Raw genomic sequence first — 12485 nt, forward strand, 5'->3', positions numbered from 1 at the left:
ACGCATGGGGACGTCGGGACTGCCGGATCTGATCAACGACCGGTACGAGGTCGGTGAGGTCATCGGCCGCGGTGGCATGGCCACGGTGCACGTGGGACAGGACGTGCGTCTGGGCCGTCGCGTGGCGATCAAGATCCTGCGCCCGGAGCTGGCCGCGGACGAGACGTTCCACGAGCGGTTCCAGCGCGAGGCCCACGCCGTGGCGTCCCTCAACCACCACTCGATCGTGGCCATCTACGACACCGGGGAGATCCGCCCCCAGGGCCCGGACGGTGTCCTGCGCCCCTACATCGTCATGGAATACGTCCCCGGGCGCACACTGCGGGAACTCATGCACGGGCCGGGGGTCACTCCGGAACAGGCCATCGAGTACATGCTCGGCATCATGGACGCCCTGTCCTTCAGCCACCGCGCGGGGATCGTGCACCGGGACATCAAACCCGCCAATGTGAAGGTCACCCCGGACGGCAGCGTCAAGGTCATGGACTTCGGGATCGCGCGTGCCGTGGAGGACACGCAGGCCGCGCTGACCCAGTCCCAGGCGGTGCTCGGCACCGCACAGTACCTTTCCCCCGAACAGGCCAGCGGGGCCGCGGTGGATCCCCGTTCGGACCTGTACTCCGCCGCGTGCGTGCTCTTCGAGTTGCTGACCGGGCGCGCGCCGTTCGTGGGGGAATCCTCCGTGGCGATCGCCGCGCAGCACGTGCGGGACGCGCCGCCCGCGCCGTCGGCGGTGAACCCGCAGTTGCCGCCCGCCGTGGACCGGTTCATGGAGCGCGCCCTGGCCAAGGACCCCCGGGACCGGTTCGTGGACGCCGGGCAGATGCGCCGGGCGCTGCGGGAACTCGGCGGGCAACTGCCCGGCAACCTCGGGGCGACCCAGCCCATCAACGTCGCCCACACTGCCGACTCTCACACCAAGACCCTGCCCGCGGTGGGCGCCGGTACCCCGGCCGCCGCCGTGACCGCCGCGGGACGCAGCGAAGACGCCGAGCCCACCGTCTCCGCACAGTACGGCCGGTTCGACGACGACGCCGCGGCCGACGACCCAGCGCCCGTCGCCGCCCCCGCGTCCGCCTCCGCGCGGTACGAACGGCGCCGTCGCAGGCCCCTGTGGGTCGTGCCCGTGGTGCTGCTGCTCGTGCTCGCGCTGCTGGTCGGCGGAACCGTGCTGGGCGTGCGGTGGTGGCAGGACCAGCAGGTCGAACAGGTCGCGCAGGTGAGCGTCCCCCAGGTCACGGGGATGGACAGCACCACGGCGGAGAACACCCTGCGGGACGCGGGGCTGAACCCCACGTTCACCACGCAGCACAGTGACAGTGTGCCGGACAAGCACGTGATCAGCATGAGCCCCGCCGCGGGGGCCCAGGTGGACCAGGGGTCCTCGGTGGCCGTCGTGGTCTCCGAGGGGCCCGAGAACGTGACCGTGCCCAACGATCTCGTGGGCCAATCCTTGGACTACGCCCGCCAGTCCCTGCAGCAGGCCGGCCTCACGGCGGGCCCGGTCAGCACGGTCAACAGCGCCACCGTGCCCCACAACGTGGTGCTCTCGACCGATCCCGGACAGGGCGCCTCGGTGGCCCGGGACAGCGCGGTCAAACTGCAGGTGTCCACGGGCAAGGTCACGGTCCCGGACGTCGTCGGCCGCAGCCGCGCGGAGGCCGAACAGGCCTTGCGGGCGGACGACGTGCGACTCAACTACGACGTGGAGATCCGCGAGACCGAGGATGCTGAGGCTGGCACGGTGCTGCGGCAGTCCGCTCCCGCGGGGTCCTCCGTGAGCCAGGGGTCCACGATCACGCTCACGGTGGCCCGGAAGGTGACGCCCACGCCGAGCCCCACCCCGTCCCCGACGAACGAGGACGAGCCCACGGCGGAACCCACGACTCCCGTCGAACCCACGACTCCCGCCGAACCCACGGATGCCGCACCCCAACCCACGCAGCCCCAGCCCACGAGTCGCCCCACCGCATCCCGCGGGGGCGACGGCTGAGATCGGCCGGGTCTTATTGTGCGGGGCCCTGCTTCGACGGACCTCGCTCCGACGGAGTGTGCGGTCCGGGTGCCTCTGACGGAACTGGTTCTCAGGCGGTCATGAGCGGGGACAACCCCGCGGCCGCTGCGGCGGCACCGTGCTGGCCCACTTCCTCGAGCCAGTTGCCGAGCATGAGGTAGCCACCCTCCGTGAGCACGGACTCAGGGTGGAACTGCACGCCGTGCAGCGGGGCGGAGCGGTGCTTGAGACCCATGACAACCTGCCCGTCCTCGGTGGTCGCGGTGACCTCGAGGCAGTCCGGGACGGTGTCCGCGGCCACGGCGAGCGAGTGGTACCGGGTCGCGGTGAACGGCGACGGGACCGAGGGGAAGACGCTGTCCCCGTGGTGCACCAACTGGGACGTCTTGCCGTGCATGAGCTGTTGGGCGTGGCCCACGCGAGCGCCGTAGACTTCACCGAGCGCCTGGTGGCCCAGGCACACGCCGAGCAACGGTGTCCTGGTGTGCTCCGCCCAGCGGATCAGGTCCGCGCACACGCCGGCGTCCGCGGGGGCACCGGGGCCGGGGGACAGCAGGACACCTTGGTGTTCACCGGCGAGAGCGGTGGCCGCGGCGACGTCCAGGTCGTCGTTGCGCACCACGGTCGTCTGGGCCCCCAATTGCTGCAGATACCCCACCAAAGTGTAGACAAAGCTGTCGTAGTTATCCACGACGAGAATCTTCACAGACACTCAAGAACTCCTGCACGTTCACCAATTGACAGAACTCGCGCCAGTCTACGCCCGCTCGGGCGGATAGACTGAACGCCGATCTCGCGGCAGGAACCGGTCCCCGCCGCACCCGCGGGCCGCCACGGCCGCGAACCCACCCCCGGGCCACGCCCGGACGTGGTGCCCACGCAGCAGGAGGAAAGAACGCCAGTGTCTGAGCCCAAGAAGCGCTTCGGTCGATCCCGTAAGTCGCAGGACGACACACAGGACTTCGCCCTCACGGAACGGGACCGCGAACTCGCCGCCCTCGCGGCGGAGATCCTTCCCCGCAACAGCGCCGCCGCGTCCTTCGAGCGTTCTGCCGCGCGCAAGTCCGGGTCCTCGGCCGTCTCCACCAAGGATGCGGCGACCGACCACGGTCTCGCCGACGACGCCGCTGCGCCCGGTACCGGGGATGCGTCCGGTGACCCGGCTGTGCCCGCTGGCAAGACGACGTCCGTCGGTAAGGGCCGGGCGGGGAAGAAGCGGGCGACCGCGGCATCCGTGTCCGCTTCCGGGACCGCTGTAGCGAACGAATCCGGCATGAAGGTGGCCCGGGCCGGTACGTCCGGAGCGGACGCGTCCGGCGAGGCCGGGCCCACCGACGAGCCGGGCGTCGGCACGTCCGATACGAGCGAGGACGCGGAGACGCCCGCGGCGCGCAAGAAGCTGCAGCGGGACGAGCGACGTCGTGCGGCGAAGGCCGCCAAGGCGGAGAAGCGCGAGCGCCGGTCCACCGACTACCAGCCCACGCCGCTGTGGTACAAGGTGGTCATGATCGGGTTGATGATCCTGGGGCTGTTGTGGATCATCACCTACTACCTGTTCCAGGGCATGGTGCCCATCCCCGGGATCAGCGTGTGGAATCTGGTGATCGGGCTCGGGTTCATGCTGGCGGGGCTCATCATGACTACCAGATGGCGTTGACCCTGCCACCGATCCGCACTCGCGCCCCGCAGGAGGCCTCGTGAACACTTCCCCTCACCTCTCGTCACCCGATGACGGGCGGGGCGCCGGGCCCCCCGATCGGAACTTCCCGGACGACGACGCCGCTCCGGGGCCCCTGTCCGAGGCGTCGTCGCGCCGAGACGCGAACGAAACCCGCCGCGAGGGGTACCGGATCAACCCCGCGCGTATGGAGGTGCGGGTGCGGCGCATCGCGCTCGTGGGACTCGTGCTCGTGCCGCTGATCTACTTCATCGTGCAGTCGTTGCGCTAGCCGCGCTCCTGCCCCGCGGAACGCAAGTGCCCCATCGGTCGGACAACCGGTGGGGCACTGTTCACGCGGGGAGCGAGTCGCTCGGGCGCGAGATGCTCAGGTGCGAGTCGTTCAGTTGGTGGACTCCGGAGCGGTGAACTCCACGTCCAGGTCGATGCGCACCTTGTCGGAGACCATGACCCCGCCGGCCTCGAGGGCGGCGTTCCAGGTCACGTTGAACTCCTTGCGGGAGATCGAGGTGGAGGCGGTGAAGCCCGCGCGGGTGGTGCCGAAGGCGTCCACGGCCACGCCGTTGAACTCGGCGTCCAGCTTCACGGGCTTGGTCACGCCACGCAGGGTGAGCTCGCCGGTCACGGTGCCCTCACCGTCGTTGAGCTCCAGGCCGGTGATCTTGTAGGTCATCTGCGGGTGGTTCTCCACGTCGAAGAACTCGGCCGAGCGCACGTGGTTGTCGCGGGTCTCGTTCTTGGTGTCCACGGAGTTCATCCCCACGGTCACCTGGCCGTTGGACTGCGAAGCGTCCTTGGCCACGTTGAGTTCACCGGAGACGTCGCTGAACACGCCGCGCACCTTGGAGATACCGGCGTGGCGGACGGAGAACGCGACCTCCGTGTGGGCGGGGTCCAGGGTCCAGGTTCCGGGGGTCATACCTTCGAGCGTGGTCATTCGTTCCTCCTTGGCATCGGGCGGGCCGTCGTCGGACGGCCCAATTGGTTGCTTCGGAAACTAATTTACGACCCACTGTTTGATGCGTCAACCTATTCTGGAGAAAACTTTGGGTGAACAGCGTCACACACGGCACGGCGAAGGCCCGCCCGTCAGAGGTGTAGGTCCAGCACCGAGCTGTCGCTGAGGCCGTGGAACTGCCGCTGGTGGTACACAAGCGGGCTGCCCGAGCCCTCTTCACCCAGGACCTCCACGACGGCGGCATTGAACACGAGCGCCGACCCGGCCTTGATCCGCGCGAGCGGGATGGCCCGCAGCACGCGGCGCACCCCGAGCAAACGGGGCTCGCCTGTGGACAGCGTGGTCCACTCCATGTCGTCCCCGAAACGGGGTGCACCCGAAATGGCGAAGGACCGTGCGAGTTCCACATTGTCCGAATCCAGGAAATGCACCACGAAGGAATCGGCCGTTGCCACGACGGCCGCCGAACCGCGCTTGGCCTGCAGCGAGAAGCCGAGGATCGGTGGGTCGGCGGAGATGGAGGAGACGGAGGACGCCGTGAGGCCCACGGGGCCTTCCGGCCCGGCGACCGTGATGATCGCGATGCCCGCGGGATGCTGACCGAACGCGGACTTGAACCCTTCCGTCAGGCGCGGATCGCTGTGCAGCGCCTCCGTGGGGGCCACGAGGTCCACGGCATGTGCGGCGACCCGTTCTGCCTCACCCCCGGATGCCGGGACACCGTCCAACCCCTGGCCGGGGTCGGGGGTCTCGGGATCTGCTGAGGTGTTCTGGCTGACGCGGTCCGGCATGGTGGGTCCTCTCACACGGCTGTGTTCCCGGATCGGCGGTCCGGCCGCCGTTATCCGGACAGGCTAAATCCTGCCAGCCATCTCATGTCCAACACATGATTTCGTAGTCCACATTCTGGGCCACACGGCGCAATGAGACGTCACATTGGGGGGACACCACCGCTACGCACCGTGCGACGCGCGATCCCCCACTTCTCACCGTACGCCCACCCGCGGCCGGGATCACCCGATGCTCTTGTACTCCCTCGCGAAATGGATCAGGGGACGGTCCGCGGCACCCGCGTCCACCCCTCGGCCCATGGCCGTAACACGCCCCACGACCACCAGGTGGGTTGCCGCGGTGTGGGTGGACACGGTGTCCAGCTCGAACCAGCTCAGGCACCCGTCGATCACAGGCGTCCCCGTGCGCTCGGTGCGGTGGAACGGGACGGTGTCCAGCAGTCCGTCCACGGGGTTGCCCGGACTCGCGAGCCAATTCGCCACAGAGCGCTGATCCGCGTTCAGCAGGGATAGGGTCCATGTGCCGGTGCTCTCCACGGCCTCGCACATGCGGCCCATGTCGTACAGGCACACGAGCATGGTGGGCGGATCGTAAGAGACGTCCGCGAACGCCGTGACGGTGATCGCGTGGTCCTTGCCCCGGTAGCGCGAGCACACCACGCCCACCCCCACCGCGTGATCGGCGGCCAGGGTGCGGTAGCGCTCCACCTGCACGTCCGTGGGGCGGGGATCCAGGGCCTCGTTCTGCATGACCCCAGTGTGTCATCGCGCCCGTCGCGGCCCCGGGTCCGAGCGGGGCACCGGTTCTCGTGGCCGAGCCGCACGCAGACCCTCGCGTTCGAGCGGGGCGCCCGACCCCGTCTGCCGACAGACGGGGTCGCTCTCAGCACGTCAGCGTGCTCGCCGGTGTCCACCCGTCATGCGTAGCGTGATGTTCAACCGCCCGCCGTTCTTCAACCCCAGGTGCAGGCCACCCGTGCCGGGGAACACTTTGGGCACGCCGTGGAACGCGTACCGGGAGGGTCCGCCGAACACGAACAGGTCCCCCGAGCGCAGTTCCACGTCCCGGTACGGAGCCGTGCGGGTCTCGGTGTTGCCGAAGCGGAACGTGCACGTGTCCCCCAGGGACAGGGACACGATGGGCGCCGCCGAGAACTCGTCCTTGTCCTGGTGCATCCCCATGTGCGCGGCGCCGTCGTAGTAGTTGACCAGCGCGGAGTCGGGGACGAAACCGCGGACGACGTCCTCGACTTCGGGGACGCGCACATCTCCCGCGTCCACCACCCCGTACGCGTCCGCCACGGCCCGCGCACCCAGGTCCACGAGCCAGTCCGGCAGGGCCGCGACCTCCGCTCCCCCGGTGGCCCCGTAGCGGTAGGGGGTCCGATTCGCGCCGAGCATGACCGACTGCACGGACATTCGACCGCCGCCCGGCATCACCTGGTGACGCATGGGGGCCGAGCGCACCCAGTCACGGCACGCGGCCACGAGATCGTGCTGCCGGGCGACGGGGAGCCAATCGGGAACGTGCACGGCCCCGGGCGCGAGCACGGTGGGCTCGCGGGGGACGGTGAACAGCTCGGTGACCTCGTACTCGGCCATGCCCGTGAGCCTATGACCGACCCCCGACACCCACAACGCGCGCCGCCAGGCGCCGGCTGGGGCGATCCGAGCAGGGCGCCCCGAGAACTGAACCGGCAAGTCCGGGTCCGGTGGTGGCCCCGAGTCTGCCGGTAGGCGCTCCCTCATCCCGCTCCCCCGCTCATCCCCTCCCACCCCGAGCAACCCGTTCAGCACACCCGGGAGAGCAGCGGCCCGCGGAATATCGGGCCCCGTGAGCCCGTTATTCCTACAGCAAGTTTTCTCTGGAAAGGGTTTCATTCATGGCACTGCCCCTATCGGTCATCGACTTCGCCACCGTACGCGAGAACCAATCGGTGGGTGAGAGTTTCGCGGATTCCGTGATCCTTGCCCAGCACGCGGAGCGGTTGGGATACACGCGGGTCTGGTACGCGGAGCACCACAACATGCCCACGATCGCGTCCTCCGCACCGGCAGTGTTGATCGCCCACGTGGCCGCGCACACGGAACGCATCCGGCTCGGTTCGGGCGGCGTCATGCTGCCCAATCACTCCCCGCTCACGATCGCGGAACAGTTCGGCACCCTCGCGGAGCTGCATCCCGGCCGGATCGACCTGGGGCTCGGCCGCGCCCCGGGGACGGACCCGCGCACGCTGCGCGCACTGCGTCGTTCCCCCGAATCCGCCGAGAGCTTCCCCCAGGACGTCAAGGAACTGCGGGGCTACCTGACCGGCAACTCACTCATCCCGGGCGTGCAGGCGATGCCGGGTGCGGGGACCGACGTGCCGCTGACCATCCTGGGCTCATCCCTGTTCGGGGCCCAGCTGGCCGCGGCCTACGGGCTGCCCTATGCGTTCGCATCGCACTTCGCGCCGGACGCCCTCGTGGACGCCGTGGCCGCGTACCGGTCCCAGTTCCAGCCGTCCGAACAGCTCGCGGAGCCGTACGTGATCGCCGCGGTGAACGTGATCATTTCCGAGGACGCGCAGGACGCCGCCCGTCAGTTGGAAGCGACCCAGCGCTCCCGGGTCAAGGCCATGGTGGGCCGCGGCCGGGAGTTCACGGACGAGGAGATGGACATGGTCATGGCCTCCCCCGCTGCCGCCCAGATCCTGCACATGATCAGTTACACCGGCGCGGGCACCCCGGACACCGTGGTGGACTACCTGCACCGGTTCGCAGAACACGCTGATGCGGACGAGCTGATGATCTCCCCCACCGCCACGCGCCAACCGGACGTCCTCACAGCCATGGAGTTGCTCGCCGACAACTGGAACTGAGCGCCGGGCATCCCCGGGTACATCCATGCCCCGATAAAGCACCCGGATCGCGATTCCGAGGCACTATCGGGACTCAGATGTTCGCCCGCCATTCCGCCCGTGAGCGGCACCCGCGAGCCGCCCGATCAGACGAGGCGCGAGAGGAAGGCGCCCAGAGCGGCGTCGTACTCCGAGGGGTTCTCCATGTTGGGCGTGTGCCCGCTCGCGGGGACCACCACGAGCTCACCGTGGCGCAGCAGCTCGCTCATGGCCTGGCCCGCGCCGTTGTCGAACGCGTCCGAGTCCCCCACGATCACGAGCGCGGGCTTCTCCCACGCGCGCAGCGTCTCGGTGAAGTCGTTGCGTTCGGCGCGCCCGCGCATGGCCGCGGTGGAGCCCTCGAGCGGGGCGGTCCGGATCATCTCACGCACGCGCTCGGCGACCTCCGGCAGCCGCTCCACGTTCTCCTCCGCGATCATCTTGGACAGCACGTTCTGCGCGTAGGTCTCCATGCCGTCCCGCACGATCCCGTCCGCCGCCACATGACGACGACGCCGCCCCGCCGCGTCCTCGGACGTGGGCACCGTGTCGTTGATGATCAGCGCGCTCACCCGTTCGGGGTACGACGCGGCGATCTGCATGGCCACCTGCCCGGACATCGAGAAGCCCAACAGGATCACGGTCTCCAGGCCGAGCTCGTCCAGCAGCGCGACGATGTCCGCGGCGAACTCCTCGGTGTACACGATCCCCTCGGTGACCTGGGACTCGCCGAACCCGCGCAGGTCCGGAGCGATCACGCGCCAACCCTGCTCCGCGAGAGTCGTGACCTGCCCGTCCCACATGGAGCGGTCGTACGCGTGGCCGTGCAGCAGCACGATGGACTCGCCCCGGCCCTCGTCCGTGTAGGCCAGCTCGGTGTCATTGACGTGGGCGGTGTGCGTGGTGAATGTCGATCGGCTCATGGGGCCATGATGTCAGGTGGGGTGGCCCGGGAGCGGGTGATGTCAGGGGTGCAGTCCACGCACCCCCCGCACGACACGACCCGCACACGACGACGACGCCCACCCCCGGGAAGGGAGCGAGCGGCGTCGTACCGGGAGCTCAGATCTCCGCGTACCGCACCACCGCGCGGCTCGCGAGACCGGCGATCAGCGTGACGACCACGAGGCCGAGCGGGATGCCCCACCGTCCGAGCTCGCTCGCAAGGTCCAACCACAAGTCCGGCCAGGCTACGATCGCGGCGAGCAGACCCAGTGCCACGAGCACCACGGCCACGATCGAGATCACGGTCCAGATCACCCCGGCCGCGCGGTAGATCCCGCCGAAACTCATGCCCGCGAAGAGGCTCATGAGACTCAGCAGGAACAATGTCACGGCCACGATCAGGGGGTTGCCGTCACCCAGGGCGTGAATGGTGAGGAAACTGATCCCCAGCCCGAACCCGGTCGCGGCCTCCGCGGCCAGGATCACGAGACCCACGGCTGCGACCACCAGGGACGTGATCATGAAACCCATGGCCGTGCCCGCCCAGAAGTTCCGGCGGGTGCTGCCGAACGCGAGCGCGCCGGCGAAACCCCGGTTGGCGGTCAGCGCGCCGTGGGAGATCAGGAAGCCCGGGAGGGCCCAGAACACGGCCAGGTTGGCTTGGAATCCGTCCTGGACAGGCTGCGGTAGGGGCAGACCGGTGCGGATGCCGATGATCAGCCCGATCACGACCGTGAGGATCGCGACCAGGACCAGGATGGCCGGGGCCACCACGAAGGAGTTGAGTCGGTTGGTCAGGTACAGCGCGAGGTTCCGGCGGGCGTACTGCATCACACACTCATTTCTGCGTCGTCGATGCCGCGCATGCCCCGCGCGGCCACGAGTTCCTGCAAGGTGACGGGTTCCACCGAGACATTGGCGGCGTCCGCGCGGCGCCGGTCCTCGGCGGTCGCGGTGCCGTCCACGGTGACGGAGAGGATGTTGCCGAGTCGGTGCTCGCGCAGGACCCTGCGAGCGCCCACGACGTCCCGGACCACGGGTTCGAGTCCGCGCAGCACGAACGCGCTGTCCCGGGCGTCGTCGATGTCCGCGTCCACCGTGACCCGGCCGTCCTCGATCATGACCACGTTCTCGAGCAGGTCGGACACCTCGTCGATCAGGTGCGTGGAGAGGATCACGGTGCGCGGGTGTTCGGCCATGGCGCGGGCGCTCTCCTCGTAGAACAGGGCTCGGTGCCCGGGGTCGAGCCCCAGGTACGGCTCGTCCATGAAGGTGTACGGCGCCCGCGCGGCCAGCGAGATGACGATCGCCAGCGCGCTGCGCTGCCCGCGGGAGAGCTTGCTGGTGCGCGTGCTCATCGGCAGCTTGAACCGGGACGCCAGGCGCTCGGCCAGGTCGGTGTCCCACGTGGGGTAGAACGTGGGCAGGATGCGCAGCAGGGAGGCCGGGGTGTCGTCGTCGTGGAACTTCTGGTCTTCGTGGACGAAGCACGTGCGTTCGAGCAACCGCGCGTTCTCCCGCGGATCCTCACCGTCGATCAGCACCTCACCGGAGTTGCGGAACGTGTGATTGAGGATCACGGACATCAGCGTGGTCTTACCCACGCCGTTGGCCCCGAGCAGCCCGTGCACCCGATCGGGCGCGAAATCCACGGTGATGTCCCGCAGCACGTGCTTCTTGCCGAAGGACTTGTTCAAGTTCCTGATCCGGATCCCCTGCCCCGGCGCGCTCTCGCGGTGATCCGTGTGTCGTACGGGAGAACTCATGGCGAGACCTTTCTGATGAGTGCGACCATGTCGTCGAGTGTGAGTCCGAGCCTCCGGGCCTCGGCCACGGCGGGTTGGATGAAGTCTTCATGGAACGCCTCCCGGCGCTGCGCTCGCAGGATGTCCGGGCCATCCGCGGCCACGAACGTCCCGATCCCACGACGCCGCTCCAGGACTCCCTGATCCACCAAGCGTCCCAGCGCTTTCCCCGCCGTCGCGGGGTTGATGCGGTAGAACGCGGCGAGTTCGTTGGTGGATGGCACCGCGGAATCCACCGGGTAGTTGCCCTGGAGGATGTCGTCCGCGATCTGATCGGCCAGGACCATGAAGATCGGGCGACCGTCTTGTTTGGGTGTCATGGAGAACTTCCAGCTCCTTAGTTCATTACTTTACTAATGAACCACATAACCGGCGAGGCGGTCAAGGGTTCACGAATCGGATCACGACGAGAACGACGACGCCGCCCGCCCCCGGGAGGGGGCGAGCGGCGTCGAGCGACCGGCCGGGGTCAGACCGGGCGCACCGTGGCCCACCAGATGAGCAGCATGGTCACCAGGAAACCGGTGAGGTAGTTCAACCACAGGAAGGTCTTCCACCCCGCGTTGGCCCGCCCGGAATCGGTGTCCGTGACACCGCTGAAGCGCAGCACGTTGAGCAGGTACGGCACCGCGAGCAGTGCGGCGAGCTGGCCTGGCCACTCGGTGAACACCATGAGCCCGCCCGCCAGGGCGTACAGCAGCGCGGCCACCCACACGGTGGGCCGGGCCCCGAGCACCGTGGCCACGGACGCGAGTCCGCCCTCCCGGTCCGGGACCACGTCCTGGACCGCGCCGAACATCTGGGAGGCCATGCCCCACAGGAAGAACCCGATGAGCGGCGCCCACAGTCCCGGTGTGAACGTGGCGCCCGCCAGCGTCAGGCCGTAGACCGCGGGCGAGACGAAGTGGGTGGCACTCGTCATCGCGTCCACGAACGGGCGTTCCTTGAACCGCAGCCCGGCCCACGAGTACGCCACCACGGCGAACAGCGAGACCGCGAGCACCGCGATGGACACCCAGTTGCCCGTGACCACCGCGTAGCCCAGGAGCACCAGGACGAAGGGCACCGGGACCAGGCACGAGGCCAGCAACACGGGGCGCTGCGCGGCACGGTCCACCACAGCACCCTCCACACCGCCCTTGCGGGGATTGCGCAGATCGGACTCGTAGTCGAAGACGTCGTTGATGCCGTACATGGCCAGGTTGTAGGGCACCAGGAAGAACACCGTGCCGAGCACCACGAGCCACCACGGGATGCCCCCGGTCAACAGCACCGCCGCGGTAAACGGGTACGCGGTGTTCACCCAGCTCAGGGGGCGCGAGGCCCAGAAGAGCTTACTCAGCACGGACTCCCCTTTCCTCAGCCTCCGGCGTTCGGGCACCGCGAGCGCCGCGTCCGTCGTGCGCCCCGCGTCC

Annotated in this window: 14 protein-coding genes; 4 read left to right on the top strand and 10 right to left on the bottom strand. The window is 68.9% G+C overall.

Translation table 11 applies throughout. The features are described from left to right. The first annotated feature begins 4 nt into the window (after nt 1–4). The gene (gene pknB / locus B3I25_RS01520) at nt 5–1993 is read left to right on the top strand and encodes a Stk1 family PASTA domain-containing Ser/Thr kinase (protein WP_286737598.1); all 1989 of its coding nucleotides are present in this window, start codon (nt 5–7) and stop codon (nt 1991–1993) included. 91 nt (nt 1994–2084) lie between these two features. Here the strand turns inward: pknB and B3I25_RS01525 are convergent, their stop codons facing one another. Beyond that, on the bottom strand, nt 2085–2726 hold the full coding sequence (locus tag B3I25_RS01525; protein WP_064845633.1) for an anthranilate synthase component II: 642 nt from the start codon (nt 2724–2726) through the stop codon (nt 2085–2087). A gap of 189 nt (nt 2727–2915) precedes the next feature. Between B3I25_RS01525 and B3I25_RS01530 the strand changes: the two genes are divergently transcribed. Together B3I25_RS01530 and B3I25_RS01535 are read left to right on the top strand one after the other, a co-directional pair. Beyond that, complete coding sequence (locus B3I25_RS01530; protein ID WP_286737599.1) at nt 2916–3671, top strand: cell division protein CrgA; 756 nt, start codon at nt 2916–2918, stop codon at nt 3669–3671. Nucleotides 3672–3711: 40 nt separating this feature from the next. Beyond that, complete coding sequence (locus B3I25_RS01535) at nt 3712–3963, top strand: hypothetical protein (RefSeq protein WP_286737600.1); 252 nt, start codon at nt 3712–3714, stop codon at nt 3961–3963. 111 nt (nt 3964–4074) lie between these two features. Here the strand turns inward: B3I25_RS01535 and B3I25_RS01540 are convergent, their stop codons facing one another. The 4 genes from B3I25_RS01540 to B3I25_RS01555 all read right to left on the bottom strand — a co-directional run bounded on the left by B3I25_RS01540 (nt 4075) and on the right by B3I25_RS01555 (nt 7043). Continuing rightward, entirely contained in the window at nt 4075–4629 is a 555-nt protein-coding gene (locus B3I25_RS01540; protein WP_064845635.1) for a YceI family protein, read from the bottom strand. 152 nt (nt 4630–4781) lie between these two features. After that, nucleotides 4782–5441 (bottom strand): flavin reductase family protein, encoded by a 660-nt coding sequence (locus B3I25_RS01545; protein WP_179861234.1) that lies wholly within the window; start codon nt 5439–5441, stop codon nt 4782–4784. Between the two features lie 222 nt (nt 5442–5663). Further along, a complete protein-coding gene (locus B3I25_RS01550) occupies nt 5664–6191 on the bottom strand; it encodes a flavin reductase family protein (RefSeq protein ID WP_098053659.1) in 528 nt (175 codons plus the stop codon). Nucleotides 6192–6332: 141 nt separating this feature from the next. Further along, nucleotides 6333–7043, bottom strand: a complete 711-nt coding sequence (locus B3I25_RS01555) for an alpha-ketoglutarate-dependent dioxygenase AlkB family protein (RefSeq protein ID WP_206479158.1) — start codon at nt 7041–7043, stop codon at nt 6333–6335. A 281-nt stretch (nt 7044–7324) separates the two neighbouring features. Here B3I25_RS01555 and B3I25_RS01560 point away from each other — a divergent pair, with 281 nt between their 5' ends. After that, the gene (locus B3I25_RS01560) at nt 7325–8302 is read left to right on the top strand and encodes an LLM class flavin-dependent oxidoreductase (protein WP_286737603.1); all 978 of its coding nucleotides are present in this window, start codon (nt 7325–7327) and stop codon (nt 8300–8302) included. A gap of 125 nt (nt 8303–8427) precedes the next feature. Here the strand turns inward: B3I25_RS01560 and B3I25_RS01565 are convergent, their stop codons facing one another. The 5 genes from B3I25_RS01565 to B3I25_RS01585 form a co-directional block, all read right to left on the bottom strand. Next, the gene (locus tag B3I25_RS01565; RefSeq protein WP_286737604.1) at nt 8428–9243 is read right to left on the bottom strand and encodes an alpha/beta fold hydrolase; all 816 of its coding nucleotides are present in this window, start codon (nt 9241–9243) and stop codon (nt 8428–8430) included. A 139-nt stretch (nt 9244–9382) separates the two neighbouring features. Next, a complete protein-coding gene (locus B3I25_RS01570; RefSeq protein ID WP_131333649.1) occupies nt 9383–10096 on the bottom strand; it encodes a hypothetical protein in 714 nt (237 codons plus the stop codon). Continuing rightward, the gene (locus B3I25_RS01575; protein ID WP_286737605.1) at nt 10096–11031 is read right to left on the bottom strand and encodes an ABC transporter ATP-binding protein; all 936 of its coding nucleotides are present in this window, start codon (nt 11029–11031) and stop codon (nt 10096–10098) included. The genes B3I25_RS01570 and B3I25_RS01575 overlap by 1 nt, the downstream gene beginning before the upstream one ends. Further along, nucleotides 11028–11390 carry a GntR family transcriptional regulator gene (locus B3I25_RS01580; protein ID WP_098053664.1) on the bottom strand — a complete coding sequence of 121 codons (363 nt, stop codon included), beginning with the start codon at nt 11388–11390 and terminating at the stop codon, nt 11028–11030. Before B3I25_RS01580 ends, B3I25_RS01575 begins: the two co-directional genes overlap by 4 nt. Nucleotides 11391–11539: 149 nt before the next feature. Continuing rightward, entirely contained in the window at nt 11540–12415 is an 876-nt protein-coding gene (locus B3I25_RS01585) for a prenyltransferase (RefSeq protein WP_286737614.1), read from the bottom strand. Between the last annotated feature and the right edge of the window lie 70 nt (nt 12416–12485).

Source organism: Kocuria sp. UBA1838, assembly GCF_002338785.1.
GTDB classification, from domain to species: domain Bacteria; phylum Actinomycetota; class Actinomycetes; order Actinomycetales; family Micrococcaceae; genus Kocuria; species Kocuria marina.